Origin of the sequence: Corynebacterium sp. 212_CJEI (assembly GCF_001055915.1) — a bacterium.
Classification (GTDB): domain Bacteria; phylum Actinomycetota; class Actinomycetes; order Mycobacteriales; family Mycobacteriaceae; genus Corynebacterium; species Corynebacterium jeikeium_D.
Genome location: NZ_JVPT01000005.1, coordinates 32,854 through 52,801, shown reverse-complemented (window position 1 = coordinate 52,801; position 19,948 = coordinate 32,854). Strand labels below are relative to the sequence as shown.

Annotated in this window: 21 protein-coding genes and 1 pseudogene; 12 read left to right on the top strand and 10 right to left on the bottom strand. The window is 60.5% G+C overall.

What is annotated here, in order from left to right:
• The first annotated feature begins 87 nt into the window (after positions 1-87).
• From ADB02_RS00325 to nagB, 3 genes are all read left to right on the top strand, one after another.
• Positions 88-876 (top strand): MerR family transcriptional regulator, encoded by a 789-nt coding sequence (locus ADB02_RS00325; RefSeq protein ID WP_049189312.1) that lies wholly within the window; start codon positions 88-90, stop codon positions 874-876.
• Positions 877-1,077: 201 nt separating this feature from the next.
• Positions 1,078-1,389, top strand: a complete 312-nt coding sequence (locus ADB02_RS00320; protein WP_048734989.1) for a hypothetical protein — start codon at positions 1,078-1,080, stop codon at positions 1,387-1,389.
• A 99-nt stretch (positions 1,390-1,488) separates the two neighbouring features.
• On the top strand, positions 1,489-2,274 hold the full coding sequence (gene nagB / locus ADB02_RS00315) for a glucosamine-6-phosphate deaminase (RefSeq protein ID WP_049189311.1): 786 nt from the start codon (positions 1,489-1,491) through the stop codon (positions 2,272-2,274).
• 64 nt (positions 2,275-2,338) lie between these two features.
• Here nagB and ADB02_RS00310 read toward each other — a convergent pair whose 3' ends face one another.
• Positions 2,339-2,851 carry a cation transporter gene (locus ADB02_RS00310; protein WP_080969532.1) on the bottom strand — a complete coding sequence of 171 codons (513 nt, stop codon included), beginning with the start codon at positions 2,849-2,851 and terminating at the stop codon, positions 2,339-2,341.
• Between ADB02_RS00310 and ADB02_RS00305 the strand changes: the two genes are divergently transcribed.
• The 3 genes from ADB02_RS00305 to ADB02_RS00295 all read left to right on the top strand — a co-directional run bounded on the left by ADB02_RS00305 (position 2,850) and on the right by ADB02_RS00295 (position 6,749).
• Positions 2,850-3,935, top strand: a complete 1,086-nt coding sequence (locus tag ADB02_RS00305; protein ID WP_049189310.1) for a lipoate--protein ligase family protein — start codon at positions 2,850-2,852, stop codon at positions 3,933-3,935. The genes ADB02_RS00310 and ADB02_RS00305 overlap by 2 nt on opposite strands.
• 158 nt (positions 3,936-4,093) lie before the next feature.
• Positions 4,094-5,929 carry a BCCT family transporter gene (locus tag ADB02_RS00300; protein ID WP_049189353.1) on the top strand — a complete coding sequence of 612 codons (1,836 nt, stop codon included), beginning with the start codon at positions 4,094-4,096 and terminating at the stop codon, positions 5,927-5,929.
• A 187-nt stretch (positions 5,930-6,116) separates the two neighbouring features.
• Positions 6,117-6,749, top strand: a complete 633-nt coding sequence (locus tag ADB02_RS00295) for a type I restriction-modification system subunit M N-terminal domain-containing protein (RefSeq protein ID WP_241482117.1) — start codon at positions 6,117-6,119, stop codon at positions 6,747-6,749.
• Positions 6,750-6,775: 26 nt separating this feature from the next.
• Here the strand turns inward: ADB02_RS00295 and ADB02_RS00290 are convergent, their stop codons facing one another.
• Positions 6,776-7,630 carry a hypothetical protein gene (locus ADB02_RS00290; RefSeq protein ID WP_049189309.1) on the bottom strand — a complete coding sequence of 285 codons (855 nt, stop codon included), beginning with the start codon at positions 7,628-7,630 and terminating at the stop codon, positions 6,776-6,778.
• Here ADB02_RS00290 and ADB02_RS00285 point away from each other — a divergent pair.
• Positions 7,629-7,934 carry a hypothetical protein gene (locus ADB02_RS00285; protein WP_049189308.1) on the top strand — a complete coding sequence of 102 codons (306 nt, stop codon included), beginning with the start codon at positions 7,629-7,631 and terminating at the stop codon, positions 7,932-7,934. The genes ADB02_RS00290 and ADB02_RS00285 overlap by 2 nt on opposite strands.
• Here the strand turns inward: ADB02_RS00285 and ADB02_RS11640 are convergent.
• Together ADB02_RS11640 and ADB02_RS11635 are read right to left on the bottom strand one after the other, a co-directional pair.
• A complete protein-coding gene (locus ADB02_RS11640; protein ID WP_206539820.1) occupies positions 7,931-8,356 on the bottom strand; it encodes a hypothetical protein in 426 nt (141 codons plus the stop codon). The genes ADB02_RS00285 and ADB02_RS11640 overlap by 4 nt on opposite strands.
• A 111-nt stretch (positions 8,357-8,467) precedes the next feature.
• Entirely contained in the window at positions 8,468-8,704 is a 237-nt protein-coding gene (locus ADB02_RS11635; RefSeq protein WP_048735000.1) for a hypothetical protein, read from the bottom strand.
• A 56-nt stretch (positions 8,705-8,760) separates the two neighbouring features.
• On the opposite strand from ADB02_RS11635, the pseudogene ADB02_RS00275 reads away from it, so the two are divergent.
• The 4 genes and pseudogenes from ADB02_RS00275 (at position 8,761) to ADB02_RS00260 (ending at position 14,406) form a co-directional block, all read left to right on the top strand.
• Positions 8,761-9,158 (top strand): annotated as a pseudogene (locus tag ADB02_RS00275) (arsenate reductase ArsC).
• Between the two features lie 83 nt (positions 9,159-9,241).
• Positions 9,242-11,788: an ABC transporter ATP-binding protein/permease gene (locus ADB02_RS00270; protein ID WP_049189307.1), complete on the top strand. Its 2,547-nt coding sequence runs from the start codon at positions 9,242-9,244 to the stop codon at positions 11,786-11,788.
• Complete coding sequence (locus tag ADB02_RS00265) at positions 11,785-13,518, top strand: ABC transporter ATP-binding protein (RefSeq protein WP_049189306.1); 1,734 nt, start codon at positions 11,785-11,787, stop codon at positions 13,516-13,518. Before ADB02_RS00270 ends, ADB02_RS00265 begins: the two co-directional genes overlap by 4 nt.
• Positions 13,519-13,806: 288 nt before the next feature.
• Entirely contained in the window at positions 13,807-14,406 is a 600-nt protein-coding gene (locus tag ADB02_RS00260; RefSeq protein WP_048735009.1) for a hypothetical protein, read from the top strand.
• 55 nt (positions 14,407-14,461) lie between these two features.
• Here the strand turns inward: ADB02_RS00260 and ADB02_RS11630 are convergent, their stop codons facing one another.
• The gene (locus ADB02_RS11630; RefSeq protein ID WP_042406082.1) at positions 14,462-15,139 is read right to left on the bottom strand and encodes a TetR/AcrR family transcriptional regulator; all 678 of its coding nucleotides are present in this window, start codon (positions 15,137-15,139) and stop codon (positions 14,462-14,464) included.
• Positions 15,140-15,231: 92 nt separating this feature from the next.
• On the opposite strand from ADB02_RS11630, the gene ADB02_RS00250 reads away from it, so the two are divergent.
• Positions 15,232-16,461: an MFS transporter gene (locus tag ADB02_RS00250; protein WP_053084351.1), complete on the top strand. Its 1,230-nt coding sequence runs from the start codon at positions 15,232-15,234 to the stop codon at positions 16,459-16,461.
• Here the strand turns inward: ADB02_RS00250 and ADB02_RS00245 are convergent, their stop codons facing one another.
• The 5 genes from ADB02_RS00245 to ADB02_RS00225 all read right to left on the bottom strand — a co-directional run bounded on the left by ADB02_RS00245 (position 16,462) and on the right by ADB02_RS00225 (position 19,881).
• The gene (locus ADB02_RS00245) at positions 16,462-17,019 is read right to left on the bottom strand and encodes a terminase (RefSeq protein WP_048735011.1); all 558 of its coding nucleotides are present in this window, start codon (positions 17,017-17,019) and stop codon (positions 16,462-16,464) included.
• A 246-nt stretch (positions 17,020-17,265) separates the two neighbouring features.
• Positions 17,266-17,643 (bottom strand): HNH endonuclease, encoded by a 378-nt coding sequence (locus ADB02_RS00240; RefSeq protein ID WP_014320314.1) that lies wholly within the window; start codon positions 17,641-17,643, stop codon positions 17,266-17,268.
• Between the two features lie 156 nt (positions 17,644-17,799).
• Positions 17,800-18,264 carry a hypothetical protein gene (locus ADB02_RS00235; protein WP_005295537.1) on the bottom strand — a complete coding sequence of 155 codons (465 nt, stop codon included), beginning with the start codon at positions 18,262-18,264 and terminating at the stop codon, positions 17,800-17,802.
• The gene (locus ADB02_RS00230; RefSeq protein ID WP_049189304.1) at positions 18,261-19,622 is read right to left on the bottom strand and encodes a DEAD/DEAH box helicase; all 1,362 of its coding nucleotides are present in this window, start codon (positions 19,620-19,622) and stop codon (positions 18,261-18,263) included. Before ADB02_RS00230 ends, ADB02_RS00235 begins: the two co-directional genes overlap by 4 nt.
• The gene (locus ADB02_RS00225) at positions 19,603-19,881 is read right to left on the bottom strand and encodes a VRR-NUC domain-containing protein (RefSeq protein ID WP_048735025.1); all 279 of its coding nucleotides are present in this window, start codon (positions 19,879-19,881) and stop codon (positions 19,603-19,605) included. The genes ADB02_RS00230 and ADB02_RS00225 overlap by 20 nt, the downstream gene beginning before the upstream one ends.
• Between the last annotated feature and the right edge of the window lie 67 nt (positions 19,882-19,948).

The window sequence follows — 19,948 nt, the reverse complement described above, 5'->3', positions numbered from 1 at the left end:
GAACGGCACACCTACGGCTGCCGCAACTAACTTCTTCGACGGATTTCGGCGTCGGGTCTTGACCTTGACGCGACGTCAAACAGAAAGATGATTCCCGTGAGCAACAACGACAACGAGTACACCATCGGCGAGGCAGCCGAGCTCCTGGGCGTTACCACGCGCACGCTGCGACATTGGGATGCCATCGGGCTGCTCAGCCCGCAGTATCGCACGTGGTCCGACTACCGCCTCTACACCGATGAGGACATCGACACCGCGCTGGAGATCCTGGTCTATCGCGCCGCTGGTGTGCCGTTGAAGACTATCGAGGAGTTCATCCACGGCGATTCCTCCCCGAAAAGTCGGAAAGATCGTTTGCTCGCACAGCGAACTGTTCTCACCGAGAAGATCGCTGACCTGCACCACATGGTGCAGTCTCTGGACAAACTGATTGAGGAAGGACACACAATGGAAGCAAAGACGAAGGCAGAGCTCTTGGGCCGCGATTGGCAGAATCTAGAAGCCGAAGCTGAGGAACGCTGGGGCGACACCACCGAGTGGGAGCAATCCCAGCAGGCTCAGGAAAAGATGGACGACAGCGACTGGGCCGCTCTTGAGGCAGAGGCTAAGGATTTTGCCGATGCGCTTGCCGACGCTGCTGAGCGACACGTGGAGCCAGGTTCCGAAGAGGCGGCCGAGCTAGTTGACCGTCACTTGGCCTCTATTACCCGCTTCTACGAGGCCGGTCGAGAAAAGCAGATTCTGCTGGCTCGCATGTACGTCGCTGATTCCCGGTTTGACCGGTATTACCGCGGCAATGCTGGCTACCTGCTGGAATTAATCGAAGCTCAGGCCCGTAAGGAAGGTATTGACCCGGCAAGTGCCGAGTGGCGGTAGTTGACAGCGAGCACTGTTGTAGCCCCGGAACTCTCGGCCAACGGCTGCTGGTATGAACTTCCCAGCACCATTCGCTGACAATTGTTTATTGATAGTCTTCACCCTGTAATATTTATGTCAGACCTGTTCTTGACATTCATATTTATGATGATGTCTTCCCCCATGGCACCGTTAAATCCCTAATTTGGGAAGGAATTAATCATGAAGTTCACCCGATCCGTCGCCGCTGTCACCATTGGCGCCGCTACTGTGTTTGGCGCTGTTGCTGCCTCTCCTGCTATCGCACAGGCGATCAGCTGCCCCTTTGCTCCGGTGCACAAGTATGAGGCACACCGTTTCTCCGGTTCTTCAACTTCGGCAGATGCTTTCAAGGTTTGGTTTAACGGTGGTGTCTACATTGAGCCAATCGTCGAAACGCTGGATTTGGTTGATCTTCAGGTTAACGAGACCCAGGTTGCTTACGCCGGCGACATCATCTACAAGGATGAGAACGGTAACTTCTGGGTGAAGTAACTCAGTACGACTAAACACTCAGGGCAACGGCACCTACGGCCTTGCCCTGAGCGTTTTTCATTTTCTGCCGCGCGTTAGCTTTTTCTGGAGTGTTCCACCATGGAAATCATCATCGTCGATTCTGAGGCTGAAGTCGCGAACATCGCTTCGGACTACCTCGCGTGCTACGCCAACAAAGGTGGAAACCTCGGTGTAGCAACAGGATCGACCCCGCTTGCGACGTATCGGGAACTGATTCGTCGCCATCGGGCTGGTGAAGTCACCTTCAAGGACTGCAGCTTCTTCGCACTCGACGAGTATGTGGGCCTGCCCATCGAGCATGAGCAGAGCTACTACCACGTGATTCACAATGAGTTTTCAGATCACGTGGATGTTGACCCGGCGCGTGTCCATATTCCCGATGGCCTCGCGGACGACATCGGCGCAGCCTGCGAGGACTACGAACGCAAGATTATCGAGGCCGGTGGCATTGACATTCAGTTGCTGGGCATCGGCACCAATGGGCATGTCGGGTTTAACGAGCCCTCCAGCTCTTTTAGTTCTCTGACCCGCATTAAGACGCTGCACCCGCAGACCGTGCTGGATAACGCCCGGTTCTTCGACTCCGCGGACGACGTGCCGTACCACGTGGTCACCCAGGGGCTTGGCACTATTTCACGTGCGGGCCATCTCCTGTTACTGGCCACCGGCACCGCAAAGGCGCATGCTATTGCCGCCTCCATCGAGGGCCCGCTGAGCGCCTCGATGCCCGCGTCTGTATTGCAATTGCACCCACGGGCCACGGTTGTCATTGACCAGGCCGCAGCCAGTGAGCTGAAGAACAAGGAATACTACGAGTTCACCTACTCCCATAAGCCGCAGTGGCAGAAGGATATGTGGAAGTAGGCCCCAGCCTCCCTTCCCTCCCCGACCTCGCTATTCCCCAGCCCACGCACACGACTAGCCAGCGCTAGTCGTCGTCATCATCATCCATCTCCAGCTCGGGGTCTTCGGCACGCGCCTGCTCGTAGACCTCCTTTGCGGCCGTGAGGTTAATGACGCCGATGACAAGTCCCACGACAATGTCCGGCCATGCGCTGAACCAGAAAATGGTGACCACTCCGGCGGCGAGGATGAGCAGGTTCGCCAGGACGTCGTTACGCGCCGCCAACCACGCGCCGCGCATGAGCGCACTGTCGGCTTTGCGCAGGTTTATCAGCAAAATCGCGCAGACCAGGTTGATGACCATCGCGATAATTGCCGTCACCGACAGCGTTAGTGGCTCTGGCGGCTCACCGCTCATCATCTTCCAAATGGCGGTACCGAACGCCGCGATCGCCGGAATCAGGATCAGCCCGGCAAGGCCGAAGCTCGCTTTACGACGGCTCGCCAGCGACCACCCCAATGCGGTGAGAACCAGCAGGTTGATGAGGTAAACACGGAGGACATCGTAACGCCCGGCGCGAGTACCATCGAAACCCATGACCCCCGCACAGAAATTTCACTCAGAAATGAAGGTTCCCGGCGGCAAATTGGTTGTTGCCGACTGTGAGACCACAGGTGACACGATTTCGTCGATAAGCATTTCGGGCGATTTTTTCCTCGAACCCGATGAAGCCTACGACATTATTAATGACGCTCTCCTCGGTGCGCCTGCCGGGGACAATACGGAACGCCTACAGGCTCGCCTCGATGCGGCGCTAAAGGATTTTGAGGATCAGTCTGGCCGCGAGGTGCGACTGCACGGTTTTGATACCCACATCATTGCGCAAGTCGTTCGCCGCGCACTGACACAGGCTGTCGACTTCACAGATCTGGAGTGGGAGGTGTTGCAGCCGGGTGTCCTGCCGACGGTGATGAATGTTGCGCTCGACGAAATCCTTCTTGATCAAGTCAATTCCGGGCAGCGTGGCCCGACTCTGCGTTTCTGGGATTGGGATGATCGTGCCACCGTTATCGGTTCATATCAGTCTTATGTCAACGAACTCGAGCCCGAGGGCGTAGAGAAGCACGATGTGCAAGTGGTGCGTCGTCTCTCCGGCGGTGGCGCGATGTTCATGGAGGGCGGCAACTGCGTCACCTACTCGCTCTATGTGCCAGAGAAGCTGGTTGCTGGTCTTAGCTACGTCGAATCCTATGAATTCCTCGACCGCTGGGTCATCGCTGCACTCGCGCAGCTCGGCGTCAATGCGTGGTACGTCCCCATCAATGACATCACCTCCGATGGCGGCAAGATTGGTGGTGCCGCACAGAAGCGCCGTGGTTCGACAGTGCTCCACCACGTCACCATGAGTTATGACATCGATGCCGACAAAATGATGGAAGTCCTGCGCATTGGCAAGGCCAAGATTGCCGATAAGGGGCTACGTAGTGCGAAGAAGCGCGTCGACCCGCTCCGTCGCCAGACCGGTGCCAGCCGCGCGGAAGTCATCGACACGATGAAGCAGACATTCATCAACCGCTACGGTGCCGCCGAGGCATCGCTTTCCGACGAGGACTTCGCTGCGGCGCAGCACCTTATTGACACCAAATACGGCACGGAGGGCTGGACTCACCGAGTCCCCTAAACGTCGCACTGCTTACTTTTATACGACAGCTGGTCGGGAAAAGGAGTTAACTAAAGGAGACAAGTAAACAAAGGAGAGTCGACGTGAGCGGCGAAAAGAAACAGCGTCAAAAGAAAAATCTAAGCCCTCTTGATGAGACCCTGGATAAAGCTCGCGGTATGCGTGCCAAGCGCGCCATCGGCCTCTATCCTGCGAATATGCACCCAGGTCTGGTGCCGGGTTTCAGTGTTGAAGAACTGAAATACAAATTCGGTCTGGACCGGCTGGTTTTCGGCGTCAACGCGGTGCTGATTATCGCCTTTGTCATTTGGGGTGTCACCAGCCCTGAAACAGTTTCCTCGGTTTCTTCGGCCGCTCTGTCCTGGGGCCTGGAAAACTTCGGCTGGCTGTTCAACGTCATTTTGGTTGCCTGCATCATTGTGATGCTGGGTGTGGCGATGTCCCGCTATGGCAATATCAAGCTGGGCAAGGACGACGAGGAACCTGAATACTCCCGTTTTTCCTGGGTAGCAATGATGTTCGCTGCCGGTATCGGTGTCGGTATCTTCTTCTTCGGCCCCTCTGAACCGCTGGAGTTCTACCACTCGCCTCCGCCGCTGACGGTTGAGCCCCACACTGAAGAGGCGCTGCACCGAGCAGTTGCCCAGGCCGATTTCCACTGGGGATTCTCACCGTGGGCACTGTATGCGCTGGTGGGTGGCGCTTTAGCGTATTCGACCTACCGACGCGGTCGCGCCAGCTTAATTTCCTCGCTATTCGCGCCAATTTTGAAACGCACTGATGGCCCCATCGGTCGCACTATCGACATTCTGGCGATTGTGGCTACACTGTTTGGTACTGCCGCCTCGCTGGGTATTGCCACACTGCAGATTGGCGAGGGTATTTCAACGCTTTCGGGTTTCACACCGTCAATGGCCGTGCTGCTGCTGATTATTTTGGTGCTGAGCGTTGGCTTTATTATCTCGGCGGTCTCTGGTGTGTCGAAGGGTATTCGACTCTTGTCGAATACCAACATCATGCTGACCTTCTTGGCTATCTTCTTCGTCTTCATCACTGGTCCAACGCTGTTTTTGATCAACCTTCTGCCATCTAGCATTTTGACCTACCTGGACAACTTCCTGGATATGTCTTCGCGTTCGCTGTCGTGGGGTCAAGAAACACTGGACTTTCAAGCCGCGTGGACCGTGTTCTACTGGGCCTGGTGGATTGCCTGGGCTCCCTTTGTAGGTATGTTCATTGCCCGCATTTCCCGTGGCCGCACGATTCGTGAGTTCATTTTGGTCACCATCATCGTGCCGACGTTTGTGTTGATGCTCGCATTCGCTGTCTTTGGTGGCACCGCTATGGACTTCGCTCGCAACAATGTCCCCGGATTTGACGGCTCGGCTTCTGCCCAGCAGGTGCTTTACAACCTGATCGGCGAGCTGCCGTTTAGTGGTGTGGTCTCTGCCCTGGTGGTTGTGATTCTGGCTATCTTCTTCATTACCTCTGCTGACTCGGCATCTGTGGTGATGGGCACGATGGCTTCCAAGGGCGATCCGGAACCGAATAAGCTGGTCGTAGTCTTCTTTGGTGTTCTCATGATGGGCATCGCCGTGGTCATGCTTCTCACCGGCGGCGAAGACGCACTGTCTGGCCTGCAGTCACTGACCATTCTGACGGCAATGCCATTCGTGCTGATCATCATTGCGTTGCTCGTATCCTTCGTTAAGGATCTCACGACTGACCCGCAAGCTATCCGCACTACCTTCGCCAAGACCGCTGTCCGCGATGCCGTCATCCGCGGCCTGGAAGAGTACGGCAATGACTTCGAGCTCGCTGTCGAGCGTGCCGACGAGGGCCAAGGTGTCGGCTCCGTTGCCGGTGTGGAAACCGGCATGGAGCAGCTGACCGAGTGGTACCAGCAGACCAACGAGATGGCTGAGACCACTGAAACCGAAGTGTCCACCTCCGACGGCACAGGCGAGGAAGACACCACAGAGAGAAAGAGCTAGCTGTCTGCCCGGCGAGGCGTTTTTAACTTCCCACTTAACTTCCCACTCGACATAACACTCTGGGAAGTTAGTGGGAAGCTTGTGGGAAGCTCAACAGCGCGGTGTCCCCACCCCACTCGCACACCTGGTCGAGCCACGCGATAGCCAATGAGTTTCGGGGTCCGCCCCTGCCGATACACTTGGCTCCATGATTACTGGTGCTTTGAAAAATGATGTCGACCGCATCTGGGACGTGTTCTGGACCGGCGGCATCACTAATCCAATGAACGTGATTGAGCAGTTCACGTACTTACTTTTTCTCCGCCTCTTGGATGAGCAGCAAAATAGCATTGACCAGCAGCGCTCACTGGGAGTAACAGTACCGGAGTCCCGCGATATTTTTGGCCCGGACCAGCAGCACTTGCGCTGGCGGGACCTCCTCGCCGTCACTGACCCAACCCAGGTCAAGAATCTTATGGCGGACGAGGTCTTCCCCTTCCTCCGCAATCTAGGTGCGGATACAAAGGGCACTACTGGCAAAGGTGTGATGGCGCAGCACATGCGCTCTGCCAACTTCGGCATTGAAAACCCAAACACCTTAAAGTCTGTGATGACGCTGATCAACAAACTGGATCTGCGCAACAAGGACTTCATGGGTGATTTGTACGAGTACATGCTCTCTAAGCTGAGCGTGTCCGGCACCAATGGTCAGTTCCGTACGTCTCAGCTCATTATCGACTTGATGGTGGAACTGATGCGCCCCTCCCCCAGCGAGCGCATCATCGAAACTTTCATGCCACGACGGATACAAACGCGCGCGAACTACGATTTAGCCGCTTGACTGGTTCACCGACGTAACCTCGCGCTTCATTGGACGTCGAAAGTCTTCGACTGTTTTTCATTATCTTCGACCCAGTGAACGGTTAGCTTTGTGCCTGCGGTGCCCATCGAATACGAGACTGGCACTTTCCAGATGACCCCAGGTTCCAGCGTGATTGGCTGATCATCCACAAGGAGTCTCATAAGGCCCGATGCGGCTTGGCCTTCGAAGGTCACCGCTTCAGCAGCGAGATCACCAGTATTGGTAACCTCAAACCAGTGTTTCGTTTCGTATTTGATCTTGCCGCGCTTGTCAATTTCCTTTTCGTGTCGCTCGCTCTTTGACTCGACGCGGAAGCGGACGTCGAGCGGCTCATGGCGCACCCCGACCACGGAGAGATCGATTTTGACTAGGTCATGCTCGACGGCAGCCCAGACTTGGTTCTCCAGTTGGCGGATGTCATCGAATTCTCCGAGCAGTCCCCGCTCCTTGATTTCATTCTTGAAATTTCGGAGACCCTCGAGTTGCGCAGTATCGACGTCATGAGGCAGTGGGGCTCTTGAGAAAAACAGGTGTACCGGTTTCCCGCTGTTTACTGCTCGCTCAATCTCTTCAACTGTTCCCGACACTGCATCTGGTGTTGGTGAGCCGAGTCGGCTGCCGAAGAGCGCGACCACGATGTCGGCTCCGTCGACTCCCTGGGTGTTGATGATCTCCTGAGAGTGACCTCCGAGCAGCGGTACAGAATTGGTCTCCCACCGCCACGGCAGTAAGACTACATTCCGAGTCGTCGCGTGGAGTCGATTCCATGAGTGCAGAGCGCCCTCGACTGCATCTCGGGCATCGGGTACGTCGGATGGGGAGGCGACGAGAACGCGCAGAACGGTTGCCGGAAAGCGCATGACTTTATTCTACGTGTCTAACTGCCCGGGTGACGAGAGGAGAGTCCTAGGACCACTAGGAACTGGTTGCGATTGTCTGTTCGCTGCCGTCGCGGCGCAGGCCCTGTCGCGCGCGGCCAAGGCGGGCGATACCTCTCCCGGGGCCGTGACGGCGGCGATCAAGACGACGGCCGAGTGGCTACACAATACGCCGGCGATCGCGCGCGATTCCTATATCAATCCGCGGGTGATCGAGCTGTTTGAAAAGGGCACGGTCATCTCGGGTAAGGCGACCGACGCGAAGGTGCGGGCCCTGCTGACCTAGGCTTCGTCGCTCTCCGGCCACGTGATGGGCGTGGGCGACACATCGCGGGCGGCGAAGCGCTCCGAGCCGATTCCGGCGGCGACGACGAGCACGATGCCAAGGACCTGGATTGGCAGCGGTACTTGGGCGAGGACGATCGCGCCGATAGGCACGCTGATCGCGGGCTCCAGCACATGAGGGTGCCGAAGGCGGCCGGGGCCATGGCACGCAGCGCGACGATTTCGAAGGCGAGAGGGATGACCGGCATCAGGAGTGCGAGCCCGAGCGCCGTGGCGATGACCGGCAGGGACAGATACGGCAGCGCCTCGGGTAGCCCGATGGGCGCGTAGGCGATGGCGACGATCGGGATGGTGTAGGCGAGGGCGCTGATGCCGGAAAACCGATCGCCGACGCGTTGGGTTAAGACGATATACAGCGCCCACCCGAGCCCGGAGCCGAGGGCGAACAGGATGCCGACGACGTCGACGTTACCGATCCAGGGCCGGGTCAGTAAGACGACGCCGATCATGGCGAGGGCGGTGACGAGACCGGCGTCACGCCAGGTCATACCGCGCAGGCGTCATACCGCGCAGGCGCAGGCGCGCGATTGCCAGGATGAGGACGGCGCCGGCGGCCACGCGCAGCCAGGCAGCCCCGCGCGGCCCGACGTCGTTGATCAAGCCAACGGCGAAGGCTCCCGAGAGTTGGACCGAAAGCATGGCAAGGACGGCGAGTAGCCAGGGCGGCACCTCGGCCGCCCGGGCTTGCTGCTTGTCGCGCCATAGGCTCACCCTTCCAGGCTAAACCTTGCCTTGGCCATTGCCCACGCCTGCGGTTCAATGGGGCTATGACCCGACCCACGATCATGTTTGTGTGCGTTCACAATGCAGGCCGCTCCCAGATGGCGGCGGCTTTTGCCAAGACGCTGTCCGGCGGACGCATTGAGGTCCGCTCCGCGGGCTCCGCCCCCGTTGATTCGATCAACCCCGTGGTACGAGAGGCGATGGCGGAGGTCGGGATCGATCTGGCCGCGGCGCGCCCGAGGGTGCTGGTGGCTGAGGACGTGCAATCCTCCGACGTCGTCATCACGATGGGCTGCGGCGATGCGTGTCCGTTTTTCCCGGCACGCGCTATGAGGATTGGCAGCTGGCCGATCCGGCTGGGCAGGACCTTGCCACCGTGCGCGTGATCCGCGACGAGATTCAGGCTCGGGTGCGCGAGCTGGTGGCGAGCCTGCAGCCCTAGGTGCCGCGCCGACGCATTTGACCCCGCCCTCGACTTAGGTTAGGGTCACCTTAATTTGTGGCGCGGCGCAGGAGGGAATGCACATGGCGAAACGGGGTTTTGAGGGCGTGCTGACGCGCGGATTTGGAGCGCGCGACCACAGCGCAACAGTCACGGCCGTGACCTACCTCGCCCCGCATTTCGTGCGAATCCACCTGGTGAGTGCAAGTCTGCTTGCCGAGGTCGTTCTCGCGCCCACGGCCTGGCTGCGGTTCTGGTTCCCCGATCCGGACGGCAGCGACCAGGAACATCAGCGCGGCTACACCATCGTCGAGGCCGACCCGGATACCGGTGAGTTCGCGATCGACGTGGTGCTGCACGAACCTGCCGGGCCGGCCTCCAGCTGGGCAAGCCAGGCACAGCCGGGCGATACCATCGCGGTCACTACGCTCGGCTCGACGGGTTTCGTCCTGCCCGAGGAACTACCCGACGGATACCTCGTCATTGGTGATGCCGCGTCGCTGCCCGCCATCAATTCAATCCTCGAGGTGCTTCCATCCGAGCTGCCGGTCGAACTGTACCTGGAAGAGCACACGCTCGATGACCACATGCTGGAAATCCGCACGCATCCGCGCGCGCGAGTGCATTGGGTGCCGCGCGTCGATGAGGCGAGCCTGGCGGCGGGACTGGCTGCGCGGGACTGGTCGAACTGGAGCGCGTGGGTGGCGTGTGAGTCCGACAGCTTGAAATATGTGCGTCGCCGCCTGATGAACGATTTTGGCTTCCCGAAGTCCGAAATCCAAGCCCGCGCCTACTGGTGTTATGGGCGGGCATTCGGCAAAAAACGCCCCAAGGATCTGCCCGAGGCTGCCGCCGAGCAGGTACCTGCGGCCGGCGAGGCTTCGCCTATCAGCGGGACGTGGCGGGCTGAGGCCGGTCGGCGCCTGCTCGCCCCGCTGCGCACAACCTTCATCCTGGCGGCGATCGTGCAAGCGCTGGCCACACTCGCGCAGCTGGCCCCCTACGTCCTGCTCGTCGAACTCGCCCGGCTGCTGCTCGTCGGCGCCGGCACCGACGCGCTCATCCGCCTGGGCTGGTGGGCCGGCCTGGTCCTTATCGCGGGCGCGCTACTCACGACCGGGCTGATGACCTGGCTGCACATCGTCGATGCGCGCGTCAGTCAGGACCTGCGCACCCGACTGCTGATGACGCTCGGACGCGTGCCCCTCGGGTTTTTCGATACCCGCAGCGCGGCGCACATCAAGCAGCTGGTGCACGATGATCCGCTGGCGATGCACTACCTCATCACGCATGCGGTGCCCGATGCGGTCGGCGCCATCGTCGCGCCTGTGGCCGTCTTGGGCTACCTGTTCGTGATCGACTGGCGGGTGGCGCTCACCCTGCTGCTGCCGGTGCTCGCCTACCTGATCGGCATGTACATCATGATGACGCAGTCGGGCCCGCGCGTAGTGCAGGCGCCGCAGTGGCGCCAGCAGATGGCCAGCGCTGCTGACGCCTACCTGCAGGGGCAGGCCGTCGTGCGCGTCTTCGGGGGTGCAGCCGCCGCGCCCTTCACCCGGAGCCTGCGAGACTACCTCGATTTCCTGCGATCCTGGCAGCAGCCGCTCAGCGGCCGCAAAACCTTCATCGATCTGGTCACGCGCCCCGCGACGTTCCTGTTCCTCAGCTGCGTGGTGGGCACCGCGCTCATCACCGCGGGCATGATGGATCCGATCTCGCTGCTGCCCTTCCTCTTTCTTGGCACGACGTTCGGTGCGCGGCTACTGGGCGTCGGCTACGGTCTGCAGGCGCTGCGCGACGGTATGCTCGCGGCACGCCGGATCCAGGTCATGCTCGACCAGGAGCAGCTGTCCACGCTGCCTGAGGTCGAGCATGCGGCGAGCGCGCCGAGGCCCGCTGGTCTCGTCGAGTTCGATGATGTGAGCTTTGGCTACGACGCGTCTACCCCCGTGCTGTCGGGCGTCTCGCTGCGCCTGGCGCCCGGTACCATCACTGCGCTCGTGGGCCCGTCCGGTGCGGGTAAATCCACCCTGGCGAGCCTGCTTGCCCGGTTCTACGACGTGACCGACGGCGCAATCCGCATCGGCGGCCACGATCTTCGTACGCTCGAGGCATCACAGCTGTATTCGCGGGTTGGCTTCGTCTTCCAGAATCCGCAACTGGTGCGCGCCAGCGCCCACGAGAACATCGCGCTCGCTCGCCCGGATGCCAGTCGGCACGAGGTGGAGCAGGCTGCCCGCGCCGCTCACATTCACGAGCGCATCCTCGCCCTACCGGACGGCTATGACACGATCCTGGGCGCTGACATCGCCCTATCCGGCGGTGAACGCCAGCGCATCACCATCGCCCGTGCGCTGCTGGCCGACTGCCCAATCCTCGTGCTGGACGAGGCGACGGCATTTTCCGACCCCGAATCCGAATACCTCGTCCAGCAGGCGGTCAGCCGCCTGACCGCCGGACGCACCGTGCTGCTCATCGCTCACCGCCTGCACACCATCACTGGCGTCGATACCATCGTTGTGCTCGATGGCGGCCAGATCATCGAGCAGGGTCGGCACGAGGAACTGCTCGCACGCGGCGGTCGCTACGCCGAACTCTGGGCAGCCGCCGAGACGAAGGCCACCTCATGATCCGCACGCTCATTAACCTGCTGCCACCGGCCCAGCGCCGCCATATCACCCCCTACCTGGCGCTCACGGCGCTAAGTATCGCGCTACGCGCCGCAGCGGCGCTCGCCCTCATTCCGCTCATCTCGGCCCTGTTCAGCTCGCAGCCGGGTGATGCCTGGCGCCCTCTGGCCATGATCGCGATCGCTACGGCGCTTGGCTGGGGGTGCGATAGCGCCGCGGCCCGCCACGCCTACGCTGTTGGCTTCGTGCTGCTGGATCACGCTCAGCACACCGTCGCCGAGCGCATCACCACCATCCGATTGCAGTGGCTGACCGGCGATAACCTGGCCACCACGCGTCAGGCGGTCGCTGCCACCGGTCCCGAACTCGTCGGGTTGATCGCCTACCTGGTGACGCCGCTGCTGAACGCCCTTATTCTTCCGGCCGCGACCGGCATCGGCCTGCTGTGGTTTTCTCCGACGCTCGGCGCTGCAGCGCTGGCGTTCCTGCCGCTGCTGCTTGGCGCCCTCGTCCTCTCGATGCGCCTGGCGCGCAGCGCCGACGCCGCCGCGGATCGCGCCCACGCCCAGCTGTCCGAGCGCCTCCTGGAGTTCGCCCGCACCCAGCAGGCGTTGCGCTCCGCCCGCCGCGTCGATACCGAGAGCAGCCATGTCGGCCAGGCACTTGCCGCGCGCACTCATGCGATGAGTCGACTGCTCGCCTACCGCGCGCCCGAACAGCTGGTTTTCACTCTGCTGACCCAGCTCGCCCTCATTGCGCTCAGCGCCCTCGCGGTCAGCCGCGCCGTCACCGGCGAGGTTTCCCCCGCCGCCGCGATCGCGCTCATCGTCGTCATCGTCCGCTTCTTGGAGCCCCTGGCGCTCGTGGCCGATATCACCGCCGGCTTGCAACTGACCACGAACGCACTGCGCACCATCCACACCGTGCTTGCCGCACCGCGCGAGCACCCCGGAACCGCGACACCAACCCTCTCAACCGCTCCCCAGATCGAGGTCGCCGACGTCACCTTCGGTTATGACGCCACGCGCGAGCGCCCCGTGCTTGACGGCCTGAACCTCACCTTCCAGCCGGGCACCACAACCGCGATCGTCGGGCCTTCTGGCTCGGGCAAATCCACCCTGCTGTTCCTGCTGGCCGGGCTCCACCAGCCCACCTCCGGAAGCATCCGTATCCAGGGCACGGACCTCGCCGAGCTCACTCCCGCCGCCCGCCGCGCCCTCATCGCCGTCATCTTCCAAGACCCGTACCTGTTTGACGGCACACTGCTGGACAACATCTCCATCGGTAATCCCCACGCCACCGGCGAGCAGATCGAGCGCGCCACCGCACTCGCGCGCGTGGATGCCGTTGCCGCGCAACTCACCGACGGCATGGCCACAATGGTCGGCGACGGTGGCACGCTGCTATCGGGCGGGCAGCGCCAGCGCGTCTCGATCGCCCGCGCCCTGCTCAGCTGCGCCCCCGTGCTGCTAGTCGATGAGGCCACCAGCGCGCTCGATACCGAAAACGAACGCGCCGTCGCCGCTGCCCTGAGCTCGGAGACCACGCCCCGCACCCGCATCATCGTCGCGCACCGCCTGTCCTCCATCCGCCAGGCCGACCGCGTCATCTTCTTCGATGCCGGCCGCGTCATCGAGGACGGCAGCATCGAGGACCTGCTCGCCCTTGATGGCCGCTTCGCCGCATACTGGCGCCAGCAGCAGGCCGCCAGCGCTTGGCGCGTGCGCTAGTGCTCCCGCCAAGCCCTACGGTAGATTCAACGCCCTAGCCTACGTGACCCAGCTCACCGCCGGGTTGAAAGGATGGCATCAAGAAACGCTGTGCAGCAATGGCTCTGGTTTTTGCAGCTACGCTCGCCGGTTGTGGCGACGAGACCGCACCTGAGAGTTCGGCCTCGCCTGCCACGAGATCACCCCCCGACCACCTCAGCTCCTTCCATCAGCGCAAAGCTCAGCGTTGACAGCACGGATAAGCCCCTGACATCTGCCGCGTGCGCCACGATCGACGGGGAATCAACGATGTCATTCGAAACACCGGATCAGCCGCAGTCGTTGCTCACCGTCAAGGTTGCCGATGGCGCCGTCAAGGATGTGATATGGCAAGCCGGCAACACCCTGCACTCCTGGGGAGGCGACTACTTTGGACGTGACCCGCTCGTGAGTGTTGACGCAGACCGCTGGCGGATCGAGGCCTCCGTGCGTGAAATCAGCGGCGACGGTGCGGCCGAACTCAAGGCTATGGAAATCCAAGCGGAGATCGACTGCACGTCTGACGAGAGCCATCATCGCGACGACCCGTATCAGTCGGTAGCCAACGGCCAGTACGCACCGAGCCCTGAGCGCAAAGCTCAGCTCGAGCCACTCGATGCTCTATTCGCCAAGACTCAAAGCGAGGTGATAATCGACGGGCAGGCAGCGACCGTCACGAAAACGTCATGTGACCCCAGCTTCGTCGCTAAAACCAATGTGAGGGCCGATCTTGAGATCGGCGGAGAATCAGCATCCCTATCGTGGGACTTCACCGATCCCGCCGTGCCAAAAGCCGTGGAGTTGCGTCTAACGGGCAACCAGCTTGGCTGGCAGCACGAAAAAACGTCCTACCCGCATTTTGAGCCTTAACCCGCGCCAGCTGTGCGGGCGCTCACTAAGACGATGATTGAGAAGTGGGTCAGAGTTAAGGCAGCAGGGTGTGTTCGATGCCGTCTAGGATCACATCGATGACGAGGTCGTAGTATTCCTCGGACATCGCTTCTTCTTCATCAAGGTGTGAGAGAGGCTCCAGGTAAGAGTTGACAATACTGGTCAGTCCAACAGATTGAGCCATCATAGGCTCAAGCCTGACAAGCATTTCGTGCAGGTTGTGGTGAGGTTGGATTTGATTGGATGCGCGCAGGTTTCTCGCTCCGATCGTGTGGATGATCGAGTTCGCGATAATTGTGTAGGCCACAGGCGAATTGTCACCAAACCCAGCTTCTTGTAGTTTGGCCCAGGCTCCATCGATCATCGGCAAAAACTGTTCAGTGAACTTGCCCCGCGCGAACCTGTCGGTAATCCCTGGATATGCTAACAATGCGGGGCGTAGATTGTGAGCCATAGCTCGAAACCAGGCTTTCCATTCAAGGTCCGGGTCGGGAACTTCAATCCCGACACATACCCGGTCTACAACAGCATCACAAATGGCTTCCTTGTTTGGAAAATAATGATAAATCACTGAGGGAACCACGCCCAGTTCACGGGCAATGTCCCGTACTGACCATCCCTCAACGCCACTGATCGCGCTTAACTGTACAGCTTGTTTGACAATCAGCTCGCGTGATAGCCCAGCCCTTCGCCCCGTTAGCACAGTGTTCATAAGGTGACCCTTAACTTATTCCTTGACCCTTACTAGAACACCATTCTACAATATCCCTAAGTGAAACAGTGTTCTAGTAATGGAGTGTAGTGATGCCTGACCCTCGTAGTAATAAGCCGACACAGAGTTCTATTGATCCAGGAGCGCAAGCGAACCTGGTAGTGGGAATCGTTTTTCTCGCCTTTATGGGGCAAATGATTCTCAATCCGATCATCGCGCCACTGTCACGACAGATGGGATTGCGGGAATGGCATATTGGCGCCACTATCTCTTTGGCAGCGATTGTACTAGCGAGCTTGAGTGCTTATTGGGGGCGAGCTTCCCAACGTGTCGGCGCTAAAGGTGTACTCGCTGCCGGGCTTGTGATCGCGATCATCGCTTTGAGCGCCTTCGGTATTGTCTCCTACCTGGGGATGAACCAGGTAGTTGGCGGTGTCGGACTAGTTTTTGGTGTTGTGATCACTCGTGGTTTGCTCTATGGCGGAGGGATTTCAGCGATCGCCCCGACCGCGCAAGCCCACCTGGTCACGCATGCTGCCAGCGAGAACGGGCGGGTAAAAGCACTGGGCATGATTGGAGCGGCTCAAGGGATGGCCTCCATTGTTGGAGGTGTTACTGGAGGTGTGTTAGCCGCTGCTGGTGGCCTGCTCTTGCCCTTGGTGGTCATGCCCGTTGTGATGGTGATTGGTCTGGTTGTTCTCTTGGTGAGTTTCGCACCTCAAAGCCAAGGGCAACTTTTTGCAAAGCCTCAACGGATTCGCTTCACTGATCCGCGTGTAGCTCCCTGGCTAGCAACTGGTCTGGTGATGTTTCTTGTGTTTTCTTCTGTTGCTACGATTTTTGGATTCACTGTTCAAGACCGCTTCGCCCTGTCGGCAACTGCGACCGCAGGTATTTCCGCGATTTACCTGACCATCATGGGCGTGACCATGATCATTGCCCAAGCGGTGATTGCTCCAAAGACAGGGTGGGGAGCAGCGAAGCTTTTACGTACTGGTCTGACCATTACACTAGTTGCAACTGTGCTCATTTGGCCTACCTCCTCGCACGCTTTACTGGTTGTCGGGTGTATCGTGCTGGGGGTAGGTATGGGACTGGCGATGCCCGGGTACAACACTGGCCCAACCTTGAAGATGAGTGCAGATGAGCAAGGCGCAGTGGCTGGCATCATTAACGCTAATAATGGGTTGGCGTACGCGATTGCCCCGCTGGCTTCGACCGCCCTTTACGGGTGGAACCCGCTGGCACCCTTCGCCGTCTGTATCGCCTTGATTGCAGTGGTCGTCATCTACGCCCACACCGCACCCGCACTACGCCAATAACTATGAGCGTGCCTGAAGTAGCCGTTCCATCACGTTATCCGCAGGAGTCGGCCCCGAGTAGTCCACCAGCGAGTTGGCTTTGACCACATCGAAAATCTCGTACCAGAGCGTATTCGCCTGCTTGCTAAACGACTGAGACATGGCCACGAATGGGGACGCGATAGCCGCCCCCGTGGTCGGATGCTTACCCAACAGGGCAAAATCGGAGATTGCTTCTTCGCATTGAATGAACCGAGCAAAATTCTGCGCATAAGCCTCAATCAACCGTGGAGCTACGAGTTTTTCGCAGCCGCGCTCCTTGAGCCAGTTCCAGGTATCGCGGTAGATTACGTCAGCACCCAAAGGGTTACCATCACGCTGCACAGCCGCCAAATAAGCCGAAGGTTCTGGCATTACGCTACCTTCAAGATCCCCGCCCGCTTCCAGATCTGGTGGGTCGAGCGACGCGATGTGGAGGACGCGTGCGTCTTTGCCTTCGGTGATCTTCTCAAACGCAGGTGTGGGCTTCGCACCTGAGCCTGCTCTGCGTCCGCCGCGCAGTGTTCCGTCTTTCGCCATGAAATCTCGCCTCCTTCCAGGCGGTTAGCCCGGTGATGGAGGGCTTGGGGGTTAATACCCTGTTTGATTCGGTCGTTTTGTGTACGGTTGGCCCCGCCCGCTGAGGAGCAGCCCAGCTGTGGAGATCCGCTCGCCCCCACCCCCTCGGCAAGCGCGCCACGTCGCCTCGTGCCGGGCGAACGGGGTCGAGGTTGGCACAGGTGAGGGTCGGCAGGGAGGCCGCGACAGGCGGGCACACAGCCCTTTTTAGTAGCTGTAGACCCGAGGGGCTTGCCGCCACCGGTCGCCATCGAGCGCGGACTGGCGCGAGTGGCACGGCTTGCACAGACTGCGCAGGTTCGACTCGTCGTGGGTGCCGCCGTGGTCGAGCGGGATCACGTGGTGGACCTCAGCCACGGGCGTGTACCGGCCACGGGCCAGGCAGTCCTCGCACAACGGGTGGGCTTCGACGTAGGCCGCGCGGATCTTTCGCCACCGGTGGTCGTAGCGTCGGTTGATCTTCGGGTCGCGCTGGTAGGTCCGGTAGCGGGTGTCCTCGGCGCGGGCGTGCTCGGGGCAGAACCGCGTCTCGGTCAGCTCGGGGCAGCCGGGCTGGGAGCACGGGCGCTTGGGTTTGAAAGGCATCCGTCTCACCGCCCCTTGTCGTTCATGGCAACGACCCCCAGACGAACCGTGATGATTCGTCTGGGGGTCGGGACCTACTTTTCAACCACTTACAGCATGCGACAGGCACACCCTGAAAGTCATCCCCTCTTTGCGACACTCATGCGCGCCAATGCTTCAGTCTCTGCCGAACAAGAGACGCGCGAAGCGGGCAAGGGCGCGCTGCTTCTTGGCGAAGGCAGTCTTGCGTTCGACGTAGAAGTGTTCGGCGACTTTGACGGCGGCGTCCTCGGCGGAGAGGTCGTCGAGGAAGAAGACCTCGAGGACCAGCCGGTCATCGTCGCTGAGGCTTTCCCAGGCCGGGTTGAACCAATCCATGTAGGCCTGCGCTTTTTGGTTGCGGGCTTTGAGCGCGTCGAGGTTGTCGAGGATCGAGCAGACTCTCGCTTCACCGGCGTGCGGGTTGTTGCCCCGTGGCAGGCCGTCGAATCGGGGTGAGCCGATTGAGGTCAGTGAGGCTTTGAGCTCGTTGGCGTACCCGTCGCCTTGCTGGAGAATGACAGCTTGGGTTGCGTAGTCCTGGAGGACGCCGATGGCGGCTTTGCGGTAGTCGAAGTAGTCCCAGATGGGGTGGTCGTTCATGAGCGTGCCTGCTTTCCCAGAGTGTCGGCGACCGCATTGATCAACGCAGCCTGTGTCATGTCTTTGTTGTCCAGCGCGGCCAGTACCGCCTCATCGAGGGTGTGGTCTGCGGCCAGGTGGGTGATCGTCACCGGCTCGGACTGGCCTTGCCGATACAGGCGCGCATTCGTTTGTTGGTAAAGCTCGAGGCTCCAGGTCAGGGAGAACCAGACGAGCAGGTTGCCACCGGCTTGGAGGTTCAGTCCGTGCCCGGCTGAGGCCGGGTGGATCAGCGCGAGCGGAATCTGACGGGCATTCCACGCCTCGATGTCGCTACTGGTTTTCAGTTCGCGAGCCTGTGGGAATCGTTCGGTGATTCGTTGCAGGTCGTGTCGGTACCAGTACGCCACCAGCAGGGGCTGACCGTTGGCGGCCTCCACGAGGTCTTCGAGCGCGTCGAGTTTGCGGTCGTGCACCACTACGGTGTTGCCTTCTTCGTCGTAGATCGCGCCGGAGGCCAGCTGTAGCAGCTTGCCTGACAGTGCTGCGGCGTTCGCGGCGTCGATGACCTGCCCGTCGAGGTCGAGCACCATCTCATCTCGCAACCGCTCGTAGGCTTTGAGCTCCTTCGGTTCGAGGTCGACGAGCGTCGTGGTGACCGTCAGCTCGGGCAGGCGCAGGTAGTCGGTGGTGCGCATCGACAAGGTGATGTCGCTGATCGCCTCGTAGATCTCGTCCTCGGCACCGGGTGCGGGCTTGTAGGTGAAGATCTGCTGGCCGTTTCGCCGATCGGGTACGAACCAGCGGTTGCGGTAGTGGGTGATGAACCTGCCGAGGCGCTGGCCCTCATCAAGGAGACGGAACTGCGCCCACAGGTCCATCAGCCCGTTGGCTGCTGGCGTGCCGGTCAGTCCCACGATCCGGGTGAGACGTGGCCGCACGGCGGCGAGTGCTTTGAACCGTTGCGCCCGGTGGTTCTTAAACGAGCTCAGCTCGTCGATGACGACCATGTCGAACGGCCAGGCTTTGCCGAGGTGGCGCACCAGCCAGGGCACGTTTTCGCGGTTGATGACGGTCACCATCGCCTCGGCGGCAAGCGCGTCCACCCGCTGGGTTTTCGACCCCACGGCCACGGCAATGGTGAGTCCTGCCAGGTGGTCCCATTTGGTGGCCTCGGCGGGCCAGGTGTCGCGGGCGACTCGCAGGGGTGCGACGATGAGGACGCGGCGGGCCTGGAAGGAGTCCAGCAGCAGGTTCCAGATTGCCGTCAAGGTGATCACCGTTTTGCCCAGGCCCATCCCGAGCAGGATCGCGGCCTGCGGGTGGTCTTCAACGAAGGCGGTGGCCAGTTGTTGGTAGTCATGCGGCTCGTAGCGCATCAGCCACCTCCTTTGCGCCTTTGATGCTGTCGACGATGATCACGTCCATGCCGTGGTCTGTGAGTTGCTGGATGCGGCGGCGTTGGATGGGGCGTGGGAGGCGTCCGGGTGCTTTGAGTTCGACGAAGATGACGCGTCCGTGATGGATGCAGATGCGGTCTGGGACCCCTGCGGTGCCGGGGCTGGTGAATTTCCAGCACAGGCCACCGATCGCCTCAACGGCTTTTTTCAAGTGTTGTTCGATTGCTTGCTCGTTCATGGTTCATGTCCTCTCGTGTGAGAGGCCCATGACGACCTATGACGATGCGATATGGACTTTTCCTAAG